General features: G+C 40.8%; 13 protein-coding genes and 1 pseudogene. 7 read left to right on the forward strand and 7 right to left on the reverse strand.

Features of this window, described 5'->3' with window-relative positions; genetic code table 11:
* From FTU64_RS14745 to purB, 5 genes and pseudogenes are all read left to right on the forward strand, one after another.
* Positions 1–90: pseudogene (locus tag FTU64_RS14745) on the forward strand (IS5/IS1182 family transposase); the annotation flags it as partial.
* 259 nt (positions 91–349) lie between these two features.
* Entirely contained in the window at positions 350–835 is a 486-nt protein-coding gene (locus FTU64_RS14750) for an NUDIX hydrolase (protein ID WP_168379208.1), read from the forward strand.
* Between the two features lie 4 nt (positions 836–839).
* Positions 840–1976: a tRNA 2-thiouridine(34) synthase MnmA gene (gene mnmA, locus FTU64_RS14755; protein ID WP_180060144.1), complete on the forward strand. Its 1137-nt coding sequence runs from the start codon at positions 840–842 to the stop codon at positions 1974–1976.
* A 12-nt stretch (positions 1977–1988) separates the two neighbouring features.
* Positions 1989–2720, forward strand: coding sequence for a high frequency lysogenization protein HflD (hflD, locus tag FTU64_RS14760; RefSeq protein ID WP_078190181.1), 732 nt, complete (start codon positions 1989–1991; stop codon positions 2718–2720).
* 56 nt (positions 2721–2776) lie between these two features.
* On the forward strand, positions 2777–4165 hold the full coding sequence (gene purB / locus FTU64_RS14765; RefSeq protein ID WP_180055100.1) for an adenylosuccinate lyase: 1389 nt from the start codon (positions 2777–2779) through the stop codon (positions 4163–4165).
* A gap of 180 nt (positions 4166–4345) precedes the next feature.
* Here the strand turns inward: purB and FTU64_RS14770 are convergent, their stop codons facing one another.
* On the reverse strand, positions 4346–4585 hold the full coding sequence (locus FTU64_RS14770) for a hypothetical protein (RefSeq protein WP_180060146.1): 240 nt from the start codon (positions 4583–4585) through the stop codon (positions 4346–4348).
* A gap of 211 nt (positions 4586–4796) precedes the next feature.
* Here FTU64_RS14770 and FTU64_RS14775 point away from each other — a divergent pair, with 211 nt between their 5' ends.
* A complete protein-coding gene (locus tag FTU64_RS14775) occupies positions 4797–5426 on the forward strand; it encodes a DUF2238 domain-containing protein (protein WP_180060148.1) in 630 nt (209 codons plus the stop codon).
* Positions 5427–5481: 55 nt separating this feature from the next.
* Here the strand turns inward: FTU64_RS14775 and FTU64_RS14780 are convergent, their stop codons facing one another.
* The 6 genes from FTU64_RS14780 to FTU64_RS14805 all read right to left on the reverse strand — a co-directional run bounded on the left by FTU64_RS14780 (position 5482) and on the right by FTU64_RS14805 (position 14015).
* Positions 5482–7689 (reverse strand): Ig-like domain-containing protein, encoded by a 2208-nt coding sequence (locus FTU64_RS14780; RefSeq protein WP_180060150.1) that lies wholly within the window; start codon positions 7687–7689, stop codon positions 5482–5484.
* A gap of 340 nt (positions 7690–8029) precedes the next feature.
* A complete protein-coding gene (sohB, locus tag FTU64_RS14785) occupies positions 8030–8992 on the reverse strand; it encodes a protease SohB (RefSeq protein ID WP_078190186.1) in 963 nt (320 codons plus the stop codon).
* Between the two features lie 190 nt (positions 8993–9182).
* Complete coding sequence (gene pstB, locus FTU64_RS14790; RefSeq protein WP_218947256.1) at positions 9183–10106, reverse strand: phosphate ABC transporter ATP-binding protein PstB; 924 nt, start codon at positions 10104–10106, stop codon at positions 9183–9185.
* A gap of 13 nt (positions 10107–10119) precedes the next feature.
* Positions 10120–11511 carry a phosphate ABC transporter permease PstA gene (pstA, locus tag FTU64_RS14795; RefSeq protein ID WP_180055098.1) on the reverse strand — a complete coding sequence of 464 codons (1392 nt, stop codon included), beginning with the start codon at positions 11509–11511 and terminating at the stop codon, positions 10120–10122.
* Complete coding sequence (pstC, locus tag FTU64_RS14800) at positions 11508–12887, reverse strand: phosphate ABC transporter permease subunit PstC (protein WP_078190189.1); 1380 nt, start codon at positions 12885–12887, stop codon at positions 11508–11510. Before pstC ends, pstA begins: the two co-directional genes overlap by 4 nt.
* A gap of 99 nt (positions 12888–12986) precedes the next feature.
* Positions 12987–14015, reverse strand: coding sequence for a substrate-binding domain-containing protein (locus FTU64_RS14805; protein ID WP_373683468.1), 1029 nt, complete (start codon positions 14013–14015; stop codon positions 12987–12989).
* Between the two features lie 410 nt (positions 14016–14425).
* Here FTU64_RS14805 and FTU64_RS14810 point away from each other — a divergent pair, with 410 nt between their 5' ends.
* Complete coding sequence (locus FTU64_RS14810) at positions 14426–15478, forward strand: Rieske 2Fe-2S domain-containing protein (protein WP_180055095.1); 1053 nt, start codon at positions 14426–14428, stop codon at positions 15476–15478.
* Positions 15479–15824 lie beyond the last annotated feature (346 nt).

Here is a 15824-nt window from a genome sequence, read left to right on the forward strand (position 1 = left end):
AGAGGAATTGCCACAAGATACGATAAGCTAAAACGTAACTATCAAAGCGCTGTTGCTTTAGCTTGTATATTTATATGGTTGCCTCTTTAGCTCAATTTATCGGCTGTAAATGTCAACACACCCTACTACTTTATTAAGCAAGTAGTTTTGAAAAGCAGTAATGTTAAATCTCTAACAATTCGGTTAGTACTGAGCTAAAACTATAATTTCACTAACTAATAAAACAATACACTTTTATTTATTTAACAATTTTTCTTACTATAAACAAAAGAAATTAAGAAAAAAATCAATCATAGCCACCGCTCCCTAAATTTTGTAGAATAGCGTTTTTACCCCATGGTGCTTTTCTATGACCGCTTGGACTGCTCACGTCACTGTTGCGACAGTCGTTGAAAAAGACGGAAAATTCCTGTTTGTTGAAGAACATACAGAAGGCGTGACCCATACTGTATTTAATCAACCTGCAGGTCATGTTGAAGCTGGCGAAACCATTATTGAAGCCGCCATTCGAGAAACCATGGAAGAAACAGGTCACGATGTAGAAATCACGAACCTCCTAGGCATGTATACTTATACTCCTCCGATGTTCCCTGATCGTACTTATTTCCGTTTCTGTTTCTTAGCTAAAGACATTCAGCACCATGCCGATGCACAATTAGACACAGGTATTGCCGGTGCAGTATGGATGACGCTTGATGAACTCATTGAGTCTGCCCGTGCGCGTAGTCCATTAGTCATCAAAGCTGTGCAAGATGCTCTTTCAGGTCAAAAATTTCCTTTATCGCTCATTTACGAGCACCAAAATTCTCCCTTAATTTCAAATTTGGATGCTTAATCCTATGCAACAACGTGTCATCGTCGGTATGTCTGGTGGTGTAGATTCTTCTGTATCTGCAGCACTTTTACTTCAACAAGGTTATCAAGTTGAAGGTCTTTTCATGAAAAACTGGGAAGAAGATGACGGCACGGAATACTGTACGGCAATGGAAGATCTTGCCGATGCTCAAGCCGTTTGTGACAAAATTGGAATCAAACTTCATACCGCAAACTTTGCGATGGAATATTGGGACCGTGTCTTTGAGCATTTCTTAGAAGAATATGCCGCAGGTCGTACACCAAACCCAGATATTCTCTGCAATAAAGAAATTAAATTCCGTGCATTTCTCGACCATGCTGTGAACTTAGGTGCTGACTTTATTGCGACAGGCCACTATTGCCGCCGTGGTGAAACACTAAAAAATTCACGTGGTGAAGAGTATGCCCCTCTACTGCGTGGCCTAGACAACAATAAAGACCAAACCTATTTCCTACATGCAGTGCATGGTCGTGAAATTAACAAGACCTTGTTCCCTGTGGGTGAAATTGAAAAACCACAAGTACGTAAAATCGCTGAAGAATTAGGTCTAATCACCGCGAAGAAAAAAGATTCAACAGGAATCTGCTTTATTGGCGAACGTCGATTTAATGACTTCTTAAAGCAATATTTACCTGCTCAACCCGGAAAAATCGTCTTAGACACGGGTAAAGAGGTTGGTGAACATCACGGCTTAATGTACTATACGCTCGGCCAACGTGGTGGCATCGGTCTTGGTGGTCTAAAAGGTGCTGAAGAAGGCGCTTGGTTTGTACTGCATAAAGATATCGAAGGTAACCGCCTAGTCGTTGGTCAAGGTCATGAACATCCACTCATGCAAAGTACCATTTTATGGTCTGAAGCGATTGATTGGGTGGCTGGTGAACAAGAGATTCCTGAATCAGGTTTCCGCTGCACAGCGAAAACTCGTTATCGTCAGCCTGACCAAGACTGTACATTATTTAAAGATCCTACAGTGCCAAATGGTGTGCGTGTCGAATTCGATGAGCCACAACGTGCTGTTACACCGGGTCAAAGTGTGGTGTTCTACACCGGTGAAGTTTGTTTAGGGGGTGGTGTGATTCATCATACCAATGCGCCTAAACCGGATTTTATTGAATAAGGATTGTTTCGGATGACAGAGTTACCGTTTCAACAGCCTCAGACTCTGAATACTCGCCAAAATCGTGCATTGGCGTTAGCTGCTGTTTTTCAAGCGACACAGCTGACCCACATGACTGCATTGACTGGGCAACAGAGTATCGGGGAAAGCGGTAACTTTTATTTTGAACATCTCATTAAAGCCAGTTTAAATATCCGTCCTAAGTCGAATCAGTCTAGTCAGACGCTTGATTTTTTTAGTGGCTTGGCGGATATTTCGCTGGGATTAAAAACCTTAGAAAGTAGCATTACTCAACCCTTCAATACATCTCCCAAATCTAGACTTCCTAAACTTGCCAATACTAAGCTACCCATGACCTATGCGATGGCGTTATTGCAGTTAGAAAAGAAAGTCTATAGCAATCCTAAATTTGTCGAAATCATCGAACAATCCCAACAAAAAATTCTAAGACAGCTTTCCTTTTTTGATAATAATTATTTACATCCAAGTATCATTGCCAATTTAGCGCAAACCTATATTGAAACTGCAGGCCAAATTAATCCACGTATTATGGTTCGTGGTAATGCCGAAGCATTTAAAGACACTTCTCATACCAATCGCATTCGCGCCACCTTATTTACCGGCTTACAAATGGCACATTTATGGCGTCAGCTCGGTGGTAGCTCATGGGGTATGATTTTCAGTAAGCGCAAGCTACTACAAGATATTCAAGATCTTGCCCGTTTACAGTATCAGGTGGTTTAACTGATGCAGTACGGGCTTTTTGTTTTACGTTTAATTCCAAAATTTAAGGAATCGCTATGAACGCTTTAACCGCACTTTCTCCATTAGATGGACGTTACGCAAGCAAATGTGATGCTCTACGTCCTTTCCTCTCTGAGTTTGGTTTAATCCATGCTCGTGTGACTGTTGAAGTGCGTTGGTTACAAGCGCTTGCGAACCGTCCAGAAATCACAGAAGTTCCAGCATTCAGTGCTGAAACGAATGCTGCACTTGACGCAATCGTTGCAAATTTCTCTGAAGAAAATGCAAACCGCATTAAAGAAATTGAACGTACGACAAACCATGACGTTAAAGCGGTTGAGTATTTCCTGAAAGAACAAATTGCACATATTGATGAGCTTAAAAATGCGGGTGAATTCATTCACTTTGCATGTACCTCTGAAGACATCAACAATTTGTCTCATGCTTTAATGCTTAAAAATGGCCGTGAAGTTTTAGTTGCTGCGATGCAACAAATCATCGATTCAATCGTTGCTTTGGCTGAAAAACATGCTGAACAACCAATGTTGTCTCGTACACACGGTCAAACTGCTAGCCCAACAACTTTGGGTAAAGAAATGGCGAACGTAGCTTACCGTTTAGCGCGTCAAATCAAGCAATTCAAACAAGTTGAACTTCTAGGTAAAATTAACGGTGCTGTAGGTAACTACAACGCTCATTACTCTGCTTACCCTGAAATTAACTGGCCTGCTCATTCTCAAGCTTTTGTAGAGTCTTTAGGTTTAACCTTCAACCCGTACACGACTCAGATTGAACCGCATGACTACATGGCGGAACTTTTTGATGCGCTACGTCGTTTCAACACAATCTTAATCGACTTTAACCGTGACGTTTGGGGATACATCTCACTTGGTTTCTTCAAACAACGTTTGAAAGAAGGCGAAGTTGGTTCTTCAACAATGCCACATAAAGTTAACCCAATTGACTTCGAAAACTCTGAAGGTAACTTGGGTATTGCGAATGCGGTATTGGCTCACCTTGGTGAAAAACTTCCTGTATCTCGTTGGCAGCGTGACTTAACTGACTCTACTGTTCTACGTAACATGGGCGTTGGTTTTGCACAAAGCTTGATCGCATTTGAAGCTTGCTCTAAAGGTATTGGTAAACTTGAATTGAATGCTCAACGTATTCTAGAAGACCTTGACCATGCGCAAGAAGTGCTTGCAGAACCGATTCAAACTGTGATGCGTCGTTATGCAGTTGAAAAACCTTACGAAAAACTTAAAGCCCTTACTCGTGGTCAAGCAATGACTCGCGACATGATGGTTGATTTCGTAAATGGTAATGAGCTTGAAGCTGTTCCTGCTGCTGACCGTGCGCGTCTTGCAGAAATGACACCTGCAACATATACAGGTAATGCATCAACTCAAGCAGCAAACATTAAAGATCTTATTTCTAAAATCTAATTTTAGATAGAAAAAAAACGAGGCTTCATGCCTCGTTTTTTTTATAATACTTCTGCTCTCTTTGAGATGAGGTGCATGCTCCGCAAGGAGATTAGACTATCCAACTCTCCCCTTGCGAACTCAGAATATATTCTGAGGATTCTCATCTCCTATAAGGAGATAGAAAATTTAGACGTAATTTTATTCTGCAGGGCAATATTTCGCCCAATCATCTTTCATCCGTTGTAATTCACAGCCTGTTAAAACATCTGAGTAATAAACATAATATGTGGCATTGGGATACTGAATTTCATGGCGAAACATCATGCCGCGCAAAGATACAGAGAGCTCTTCTGGAAAATCATCTGTTAAATTAAGTTCTTCAAACTCATAGTTAAAATAACAATTTTGAGTCGCAATAAATGCCTCAACAACGGCCATAGTTACTTCCAAATACATAAACTTCGATATACATCTGAGTTTATACAATCTTTTTGAAAATACTTATCCCTAGTTGCTAGCTGATGACATTTGAAAAAATAATGCACAAATTCTAACGCCGTCGAACTAACACCTTTCATCGCATTATGGCTATACTTGCCGCGAATTATAAACATTGCACACCGATAAAAAATTTGAGCTTTGCCTTTTCATGATTGATTTCAAATTAAAACTTAAGCACATCTTAGCTTTTGCGTTATTAACTCTTGCCATTGTGATCGCCAGTATCCAACCTTTAGAAATGGAAGCGTATATCCTCCATCAAATCGGCACAGCGTTTATGCTGATCGTGTTGCTCGTTTTCCTCTATAAAATAGGGCTAACTTTCAGAACAGTTTGTCTGTATCTTGGCTTTTTACTGATTCATGTCATTGGTGCACATTATTTATATTCTTATGTGCCTTATTCTGAATGGACACAAGCTCTCTTCGGTTTCAACCTTGACCAAAGCATGGGATGGTCTCGGAATATGTATGATCGGCTTGTACATCTTGCCTATGGATTGCTGCTCTATCCGTTCTTTTATCGCATATTTCAAATCTGGCTACCGCAATTAAAAGCCGGAACACTCTTTTTATTGGTTATACAATTCGTCATGGCGACCAGTTTATTTTATGAATGGATCGAATGGCTGATTGCCATTGGCTTATCACCAGAAGAAGCTGAAAATTATAATGGGCAACAAGGTGATATTTGGGATGCACATAAAGATATGCTGCTTGCAACACTTGGTGCGATGATCACTGGCGGCCTTTTATATTTCAATCTGAAAAAATCCTAAATAAAAAAGCACTCATTAGAGTGCTTTTTTATCGCTATATTCATGAATGGATGTATTAATACAGTGGTAGCGCATTTAAGGTTTGATCTAACGGATCTAAAGTGCCCCATGCTGTTCGAAGCTCTGTATTTGAAACTGCTGTGACACCCGATACCGGATTGATAGACGGATTTAAATAAGATGAATCATCTGATATTTCATCAAGAGCAATGTTTGGTTCTTGATTGCTCAATAAGCTGTTCAAATCAATTTGATCATTAGGAATGAATGCATTAGTTTCGTCTAGGCTAAAGCTCGACACATTGTGCTGCGCAAGTACATCAAATACATTATTATCATCTATTAACAGCGATGCTTGATCATGTAATTCATTCGAAGCCTGTTCTTCTGAGATCAAGAATAAACTCGCTTTAGCAACTGTCATCGCTTCAACTGTAAAATCAAATGCTGAGCTTTTGGCACTGGTATTTCCAGCTAGATCCGTTTGGGTAAAACTATAGCTATACTTACCTGCCGCTAAGTCAGATTCTGGTGTATACAACCATTTTCCACTGGTATCTGCTTTGACCGTTGCCTCTGCGACGCCATTTTTATAAATGGTGATCGTGGCATTTGCCTCACCTTTGCCTTCAAAACTTGGGGTTGAATCTTGAGTGCTCTCCCCCTGTTTAATGGTGAGCTTTGTAGTCTCGCGATCATCATACACCGTCGTCAATGTCGGCGCGGAAGGAGCAATCGTGTCCTTTGTTCCAATGACTTGCGTGCTCTTTGAGCTATTGCCAGCGGCATCTGTCGCAGTCACTTGGACAACGTTATTATCCGTAATTGCGCTGCTTAATTTCACCGTATAGCGACCATCGTCACCTACAGTTACGGTACCAAGCGTATTTCCTGCACTGTTTTTAATGGTAATTTTGGCACCAATTTCAGCGTTTCCTGACACTTCTGTACCATCTGTATTGATTGTTGCTGTTGGTGCAACGGGTGCCGTATTATCCGTTCCGGCAGTGACATTTAACGGTATCGATTGATTGCCTGCTGCATCAACCACAATCACGGTTGCCTGATTACTGTCCGATAGAGCTGGGGACAATGTAATTTTAAATTGACCATTTGCATCTACCGTAGTGGTGGCGATGACTTGTGAATTTGCATCTAAAATTTTAATAGTACTGTTGGCTTCGGCGATACCAACAAGTTCAGTTCCGGCTTTATTCACTTCAATCTTAGGTTGATCAGGTCGAAGCGTATCTTTGCCCATCTCAACTGACTGCGCTTCAGATTTGTTGCCTGCTTTATCTTCTACAATGACTTTAGCCGTCTCACCTGCTTGTAAAGTATCACTTAATGCAATGGAGAAATTGCCATCACTTGCCGCAGTCACAGGCCCACCTAAAAGTGTTGTGCCATCTGCAGCATAAACATAAACTTTTGCACCCGCTTCGGCAAAACCAGAGACAAACTTACCGCTTTCATCCACTTGTGCATTTGCAGCGTCTGGGGCGATCGTATCTTTACTACCCGTTAAAATCGTCGATTGAGAACTATTTCCCGCCTTGTCTTTCGCGTACAAAATCACGCGATTGCCGTCTGTAATCGCGTCATCTAAAGTAATTTTATAGTTGCCATCGGCATCTGCTTTAGATTGACCAATCGTATTGCCTTTGGCATCTACTAAATAAACCGTTGCGCCAGCTTCGGCTTTGCCTGATACCACTTTTCCGTCGCTATCAAAACTTCCAGTTGGCGTACTTGGCGCTGTTTTGTCATTGCTAGAAGATTGATCATCTTCTTTATCAAATGCTAGAAGATATATCGCTTCTGCACCTAAGATCGCCAATCCCGCCTTAAGTAACGATGGTGAACCATCATCCTCGCTAGCAACTTCTGTAGCTTGAGCTGGTGTTGTCGCCTGATTTAATTGAGTCGATGCAGCTAAAGGTTGCATAAATTCATTCACAGAACGATAGCTAATTGTTTTGCCATCAACATCCATTTCAACCAATTCAAATTGCTCTGGCCCACTATGTAAAACCAAAGAGTTATCAGAGCCAAAGTCATCTGTATAAAAATGATCAATCACGATTTTTTGACCGTTTTTCAGTGTAATCACACATTGATTTCCGACTCGATGGATCGACTGAATATCGGCTGGCTTAAGTTCTAACTGAATAACGGACGGTTGAGATATTTGTATTTTTGTGGCCTGAGTTTCTTTTAAAATCGTTTGATCTTTCTTTGATATCACGACAATTTTTGTCATTTCGCCCTCAGTGTTATTATGTAATAAACATCTAATAAATAATTAGTTAAGTACCTTATCAAATTGGTGCTGAACAGACAAACCATTCTGGATGTAAATTCATCAGAATTATTTTTATTTAATTTTTCATCTTAAATTCTACGCTGATAACAGCGGTTTCTATGGTTCTATCCATTTTAATATTTTAGATTCAGCCAAGTTTAGATAATCAAAATTATCTAAGTATTTATAAAGGATTACTGTGTATTAGCCGCGCTTGCTGCAATTTTCAAAGTAGCGTCATTTAGCATAAAAAAAAGCTCACCGAAGTGAGCTTTAAATACTTCATAAAAAAACAATTTTAGAGTTTAGGATCACGCAACTGCACGAGACTCGAATTGGCTTTGCTCAATGACTCCATCACTTTAGACATGACTGCAGGAACCAATGAGTCCGCAATTTGCGCTGCTTGTAAGCCCAACTTCTCACCAAGTGTTGGTTTTTTGCGGGTTTCAATCATATATACATCATGTTGTGGCATGAGACTTAACAGATATTCATCTGACGTTTGCAATTTATCGACTAGATTAAGATCAATGGCATCTTGACCATACCAATGCTCACCTGTGGCAACTTTATCGACATTGAGCTGAGGACGGTATTTTTCAACAAAGTGTTTAAACAAGTTATGGGTTTGCTGTAACTCTTCTTCAAATTTGGCTTTACCTTCAGCAGTATTTTCACCAAACATAGTTACGGTACGTTTGAACTGACCCGCGGTATACAGTTCAAAATCGATATGTTTTTCTTTCAATAAACGGTTAAAGTTCGGCACTTGTGCAACTACACCAATCGAACCCACCACGGCAAATGGTGCTGAAACGATCTCATTTGCAATGCAGGCCATCATATAGCCACCGCTTGCAGCAACTTTATCCACGCAAATGGTTAAGTTAAATCCAGCATCACGTAAACGTACCAATTGTGCAGCGGCCAGACCATAGCCATGCACCATCCCGCCTGGACTTTCTAAACGTAAAACCACGCGGTCACGTCCTGCTTTTGCTGTCGCTAAGATCAGGGTAATTTCTTCACGTAGACTCGTTACCGCAGATGCAGCGGTATCACCATTAAAATCGATTACATAAATTTTTTGGTTATTCTTTTTACGTGCGCGCGCTTCTTTTGATAATTGTTGGCTTAGTTGCAGCAGCTCAAGTTTAGATGCAGTCGTTTGCGCAATTTTTTTTCGTTGTTCATTGATACGTGCATTTAAGTGGCTTACACGAATTTCCGCAGGCAACTTGGGATTATGAAATAGCATAAAATTGAAACTCATTTAATTCATATTTATGTTGTATAACATGTGGGTTACATCACAAAAATTCAATCTATTTTTTGAAAATAATTCTCATTGAGCCAAATTGAGCATTTTATTTTTATCAAGACTTTTTGACCTAATTATTGACTTCATAAAAAAAGAGCCTTTCGGCTCTATTTTTAAACAGTCTAGATTAACCAAAACGACCGGTAATATAGGCTTCTGTAAGCTGATGATCCGGTTGGGTAAAGACTTTTTCAGTGGAATTCACTTCAATTAAATCACCCAAATGGAAATATGCGGTACGGTCAGAAACACGCGCTGCTTGTTGCATCGAGTGTGTCACAATCGCAATGGTATATTGCGCTGAAAGTTCAGTGATGAGCTCTTCTACTTTTGCTGTTGCAATTGGATCGAGTGCTGAACAAGGTTCATCCATTAAAATCACTTCAGGACTGACAGCAATGGTTCGCGCAATACATAGACGTTGCTGCTGACCACCTGAAAGTCCTGTACCCGGTTGGTTCAAACGGTCTTTCACTTCATCCCAAAGGCCTGCTTTACGCAGACTATTTTCAACAATTTCTTCCATGTCGTATTTGTCACGTGCCAAACCATGCAATTTTGGACCATAAGCGACATTGTCAAAAATAGACTTTGGGAATGGGTTCGGCTTTTGGAAAACCATACCCACTTGGGCACGCAGTAACACCACATCGAGATTTGGATCATAGATATCTTGATTATCCATAAGCACTTGCCCTGTCACACGACAAGAATCAATCGTGTCATTCATACGGTTGAGCGTACGTAGGAAAGTTGACTTACCACAACCAGACGGACCAATAAAGGCAATCACTTCATTTTCATAAATGTTCAGATCTATGCCTTTGATCGCTTCAGATTCGCCATAGTACACATGCACATCATTGGTACTGATTTTCACATTGCTCGATTTCGCATCTTTTTTCGCGCTAGATTGCGTATCGAATTGTGACACAAACGCAGTATTGGTTTGCTTTTGGCTGCCCTGTGCAGAGGTAAATTGTGTTTGTTCTGGATTCACGGACTTATCCTGATCTAAGGAATTCTTTTCTGTTGTAACGACGCTATTCATATAATGCCCTCAATTACCAGCGTACTTCAAATTTCTTACGTAACCAGATCGCTAAACTGTTTAAGCCGATCATGAGAGCAAGAAGTACAATGATTGCTGCTGCGGTACGCCCTTCAAAGAAGTTACGTAGTTCGTTACCTTGCCAAAGGAAAATTTGTACAGGTAATGCAGTGGATTGATCTAAAGGAGTGGCTGGTACACTTGCCACAAAGGCACTCATACCAATCAATAATAATGGAGCAGTTTCACCTAGCGCTTGCGCAACACCAATAATGGCACCGGTTAAGATACCTGGTAATGCCAGTGGCAAGACGTGGTGAAATACAGTTTGTAAACGTGAAGCACCTAAACCTAATGCGGCTTGACGAATCGATGGCGGAACAGCTTTTAGTGAAGCACGTGTAGTAATAATGACCGTTGGTAAAGTCATCAAACTTAAGACTAAACCACCAACCACAGGAGCCGAAAGCGGCATATGCATCCAACCAATAAAGATTGCAGCACCAAGCAAACCAAAGACAATTGAAGGTACTGCTGCTAGATTGTTAATGTTGACTTCGACAACATCGGTAATCCAGTTTTTAGGTGCAAATTCTTCTAAGTAAATTGCGGATGCTACACCAATTGGAATCGAAATAATGATCACGATCAGCATCATGAAGAGTGAACCCATAAACGCCCCTGCTAAACCTGAAGTTGCAGGTGAGCTACGAGAGTCTGGATTTTTAAATATTTCAGTATTAAATGAGTTAGATATCACACCGTCAGCTTTAAGTTTATCTGCGAGTTGGCGTACTTCAGGGCTCAATTGCTGCTGTTCATCAGGCAAGCTACGGTCAATATTACCGGCTAACCAGACATCGACATTGGCATCTGCAAGGATTTTTAAATCTTGTTTTTGACCAATCAATGACGGATCTGCCATTACCATGTCACGTAAGCGATAAGCTTCTGAACTTGTATATAAACTGTTGAGATCATCACGTTGTGAGGCAATCGCTGGATCTTTTGCAATGATCCCATTCACAATCAGCGCATCCCAATCCACCATGCCCATTTCAGTTTGCCAAGCAATGTAACGCTCTTGGAACTGTGCAGGTGATTCACCTTGTTTTTGAATTGGTTTCGCACCAACTTTGACAATGTTTGGATCAAAAAACACAGGTACCGTCATTGAGCTTTGCCAAAATGCAGGTAAACCTTTGGCTAAAATACTACCAAACAATAGCACGACGAAAAATAAACCAGTCACTACTGCACTAAAGCCCAAGACACGGAAGGTCTTTTCTTTACGATGTCTTTTCGCCAAAGAGTTTTCAATGATTTTCTTACGTTTTTCACGAAGCTCAGCGGCTGCCTGTGAATCAAATTTTTGATCCATGTTTGATGTATTCGTCGTACTCATTCGTATTGCTCACGGTATTTACGCACAATGTACAGTGCAACAATATTCAGACCTAAAGTAATCACAAACAGTGTTAAACCGAGTGCAAAAGCAACCAATGCTTGAGGACTCGCAAAGTCTGTATCACCTGTTAATTGGTTTACGATGGTAATGGTGACGGTAGACACCGCTTCGAGTGGGTTGATATGCAGTAAAGGACTGTTCCCTGCTGCAAGCACTACAATCATGGTTTCACCAATCGCACGAGATGCTGCCAATAAGAATGCACCGATAATGCCCGGCAATGCAGCTGGAATCACTACTTGGCGAATGGTTTCTGATTTTGTCGCACCCAAACCGAGTGAACCGTCACGAAGCGCGCGAGGGACTTGGGTAATGATGTCGTCAGATAATGATGAAACGAATGGGATAATCATAATCCCCATCACAAAGCCTGCTGTTAAAGCACTGGTTGCATTAATATCGAGTCCAATATATGCACCGAGCTGTTTTGCAAAGGGTCCAATAATCATTAAGGCAAATACACCGTAAACGATGGTTGGAATACCTGCGAGAACTTCAATGGCAGGTTTTGCCCAAGCACGGAAACTTGGCTTGGCATATTCAGCCAAGTAAATCGCAATCATCAAACCGACTGGAACAGCAACCAATAGCGCAATACCACTAACCATAAGTGTGCCCCAAAGGAGTGGCAGCAAACCATAACTACCTTCGGCATTGCCTGATGTACTAAAGCCAGGATTCCATTCAGTGCCTAAGAAGAAATCGAGTGGACTGACAAAACTAAAGAATCGCATGGCTTCACTGAACATCGACATCACAATGCCAACTGTTGTCAGGATTGCGACACCGGAACATAATGCCAATGCGATATTAATGACTTTTTCGACTTGGTTACGTGCACGATATTTTTCTGCGATGCGGCGTTTAGCCATGACTAAACCAATCAATGCCGCACAAATCACAACGGCCAATTTTGCATATGAGCCGATGTTTTCAATTTTCTTTAACTGTTCTGCTGCTGCAAGTTCATATGCAGCTGGCGTATCACTTACTCCAAAACCAGAAGCAATCGCTTGAACGCGGTCAACCATTACACTCGTGCTTGCAGGATCTAAACTTAGACGAATATTTTCAGGGACATTATTTAAAATAACGTGTTGAAAAATACTCGGTTCAACCAAGTTCCAAACAATCAAGATTAGAAAAGCGGGAATCCCACACCATAAAGCGACCAAAACACCATAATAGCCCGGTCGTGAATGCAACATTGCTGAGTTATTGCCTTTACCTGCAAGTTTGCGACTTTTAGTCAGTCCAACTTGATAAGCGATTGCAATAATTGCGAGCAACACACCAATAAGTAGCAGATTCATGTAATCTCCACTGTTTTTTCAAAAGCCCTTCTTGAAAAAACTGTTTCTTTGCAAAAAGCCAATGGCAGGTCAATCCTGCCATTGGCTGTTTCAATCCAATTATTTAACTGCTTTACCAGCTTTAAAGTTTGCAAGAACTGCAGCGCGTTCTTTATCAGACATTGAAATTAAGCCTGCTTTTTCTAGCTTAGAACCTTTACCTGATACTTTTTTGCTTAAGAAGAATTCTGTGAACTCTTTTAAGCCTTTAATTGATTTTAAGTGCTCGCCTTTAACGTAGAAGAACAATGGACGAGATACTGGGTATGAACCATTTAAAATTGTCTTCTCAGACGGCGCTACATTATTCACTGTTGCTACACGTAGCTTGTCACGGTTTTGGTCATAGAAACCTAGACCGAATACACCTACTGCATTAGGAGACGTTTTTAAGCGTGCCAATGTTTCTGTATAGTCGCCCGCAATTTCAATCACACGACCATCTTTACGGAAAGTTGAGCATGCTTTTTTCTGAGCATCTTTATCTAAAGCTTTGATCGCTGAGTACGTCTCACAACCTGCTTCTACCATTTTTTCTTGGAATACTTCACGTGTACCATGATTTGATGCAGGAATAACTAAAGTGATTGCTTCGTTTGGTAATGTCGGGTCAATTTGATTCCAACGCGTATATGGGTTTTTAACCATCTTGCCTTGAGATGGTAATTCAGCAGCCAAAGCGGCATACACGTGTTGTGGACGAAGTTTAAATGCTGCTTTTTTCGCATTTGAAGCAAATACGATACCATCATAACCAACTTTGATTTCTAAAATTTGGTTAACACCTGCTTTTTTACATGCAGCTAATTCAGTATCCTTAATTTGACGTGAGGCATTTGCAACGTCAATTGTGTTGTCGCCAACACCGTTACAGAACTGTTTCAAACCGCCTGAAGTACCACCTGAACCTACGACAGGTGCTTTGAATTGAGGAAATGTATTACCAAATTCTTCTGCAACAATACTTGCATAAGGCAGTACAGTTGAAGAACCAGCAATTTGGATCGTGTCACGAGCTGCATTTGCAGTTGTAGCGACTGTTGCCCCAGTAGTGAGTACCATAGCAAGTGCGATATGATTTAAGCGCATTCTCATCTCTCTTAATTGATGCATTTATTGGAGTACGCCACTTTTGTTTTTAAAGTCTTGTACTTTTTCGATATCTGCATTTTGATTTTAGAGTATGACAGTTAGGTTACATCTTTATGACGCTTTTATGATAATTGATGATTGCACATTGATTTAAATATAATTCTTTATTTTTCAATATGTAATGAAATTCTTCAAAGTATTGGTCTTATTTATTTCTACTTTGTTATTCGTAAGAATTCATGTCCGTGTCATCTTTTGTCTTATTTTCTTTTTTCAATTTCCCCTCCTTTTCTGAATGTTGCAGATTTGCATGTTCGATTTTTTATTCCTCCGTATTCCAATAATTGAAATTTCATTACATTTTTAGTTCGCTCAATATGCGAGTTTACATAAAAACAGAGCCTAAAATGACCAGTAAAGCCATTGCGACATTTAATCCGGACTTGCCTGTGCATATGACTTTTGAAAAACATGACTGGCACTTACTTGCAGAATATTGGTATCCGATTGCTTTATCGAGAGACATTACAGAACAGCCTTATGGCACTGTGCTTTTAGATATGCCGCTCGTTATCTATAAAATGGGAAATGAACTGGTTGTCGCTAAAGACGCCTGCCCGCATAGGGGCGTACCGCTAAGTTTAGGCAAAAATGATGGTCTAGGGGTAGTCTGCCGCTATCATGGCTTACGCTTTGGTGAACATGGGCATTGCAACCGTATACCCGCACATCCCGATCACAAGATCTCCCCTCGCTTTAATTTACGAACTTATGCAGCTGTCGAACGTTATGGCTTAATTTGGTGCTCCCTCACTGCCGCTAAAGAGGCTGCACCGAATATCCCTGCAATGCCATATTGGGATGAATCCGAGTTTCAGCAATTGGTTTGCCCAACGGTCGATTTTCAATGCTTCGCAGGCAGGCAGCTTGAAGGCTTTATTGATGTCGCGCATTTTGCATGGGTACATCCAGAAACTTTTGGTGACCCTGAAAATACAGAAGTACCTGACTATAAAACCATTGAAACTGCAACAGGATTCCATGCAGATTACTGGAGCAGTGTTGGGCGCTACCCGATTGGTTTAGAACAACGTGGACAAGATGGCTTTCAATGGCTGCGCCATTTTGAAATTCATCTGCCGTTTACCGCAACGCTGACGATTCATTTTCCAAATAACAGCAAGCAAGTGATTATGAATGCGGCTTCACCGATGACTGCTCGTTCTACCCGTCTATTTGCACCGATTTGCCGTAACTATGACAAAGACCTGCCTGTAGAAGATGCTTACGACTTTAACCTGAAAATATTTGAGGAAGACCGCTTAGTCTCTGAATCACAAAAGCCTGAATATTTGCCTTTGGATTTAAGCATCGAAGCGCATTTTCCAGCGGACCGCAGTTCCAGCATGTACCGCAAATTATTGCGTAAAAAAGGTTTTAGTCCATTGTTTGCGGCATAACATCAATATCGTATTGCATTCACCTCACCCTAACCCTCTCCTACAAGGAGAGGGAAACTCCTTTACAAGCCTTATATTGGTTATAAATATTGTGGTATCTCATTCATCAAATGATAAACATCAATGACTATCGCGACTGGAGACAGGGATGTCACTATAAGGTAATGGTCACATGGATGTACCTTTTGCCTGAGAAGGATTTTAGTTACTTTGATCCCTCAAAGTAACAATCTGCCTACGCAGTAAACTATCATCTCTCAATGAAAAATTGCGGCCATGTAATAAATTAAGCGCCTTTTCATTTAAAAAAAAGGAGCTCAAATGAGCCCCTTCTTCTACAACTACA

It is taken from the genome of Acinetobacter sp. YH12128, assembly GCF_013418655.1.
In the GTDB taxonomy this organism is placed as follows: Bacteria; Pseudomonadota; Gammaproteobacteria; order Pseudomonadales; family Moraxellaceae; genus Acinetobacter; species Acinetobacter amyesii.

What these genes read in the sequence shown, in the direction of transcription:
- pstC (WP_078190189.1), bottom strand. Translation starts at nt 12,887, where the DNA reads ATGAATCTGCTACTTATTGGTGTGTTGCTCGCAATTATTGCAATCGCT.
- FTU64_RS14810 (WP_180055095.1), top strand. Translation starts at nt 14,426, where the DNA reads ATGACCAGTAAAGCCATTGCGACATTTAATCCGGACTTGCCTGTGCAT.
- hflD (WP_078190181.1), top strand. Translation starts at nt 1,989, where the DNA reads ATGACAGAGTTACCGTTTCAACAGCCTCAGACTCTGAATACTCGCCAA.
- FTU64_RS14770 (WP_180060146.1), bottom strand. Translation starts at nt 4,585, where the DNA reads ATGGCCGTTGTTGAGGCATTTATTGCGACTCAAAATTGTTATTTTAAC.
- FTU64_RS14780 (WP_180060150.1), bottom strand. Translation starts at nt 7,689, where the DNA reads ATGACAAAAATTGTCGTGATATCAAAGAAAGATCAAACGATTTTAAAA.
- mnmA (WP_180060144.1), top strand. Translation starts at nt 840, where the DNA reads ATGCAACAACGTGTCATCGTCGGTATGTCTGGTGGTGTAGATTCTTCT.
- purB (WP_180055100.1), top strand. Translation starts at nt 2,777, where the DNA reads ATGAACGCTTTAACCGCACTTTCTCCATTAGATGGACGTTACGCAAGC.
- pstB (WP_218947256.1), bottom strand. Translation starts at nt 10,106, where the DNA reads ATGAATAGCGTCGTTACAACAGAAAAGAATTCCTTAGATCAGGATAAG.
- FTU64_RS14750 (WP_168379208.1), top strand. Translation starts at nt 350, where the DNA reads ATGACCGCTTGGACTGCTCACGTCACTGTTGCGACAGTCGTTGAAAAA.
- sohB (WP_078190186.1), bottom strand. Translation starts at nt 8,992, where the DNA reads ATGCTATTTCATAATCCCAAGTTGCCTGCGGAAATTCGTGTAAGCCAC.
- pstA (WP_180055098.1), bottom strand. Translation starts at nt 11,511, where the DNA reads ATGAGTACGACGAATACATCAAACATGGATCAAAAATTTGATTCACAG.
- FTU64_RS14805 (WP_373683468.1), bottom strand. Translation starts at nt 14,015, where the DNA reads ATGCGCTTAAATCATATCGCACTTGCTATGGTACTCACTACTGGGGCA.
- FTU64_RS14775 (WP_180060148.1), top strand. Translation starts at nt 4,797, where the DNA reads ATGATTGATTTCAAATTAAAACTTAAGCACATCTTAGCTTTTGCGTTA.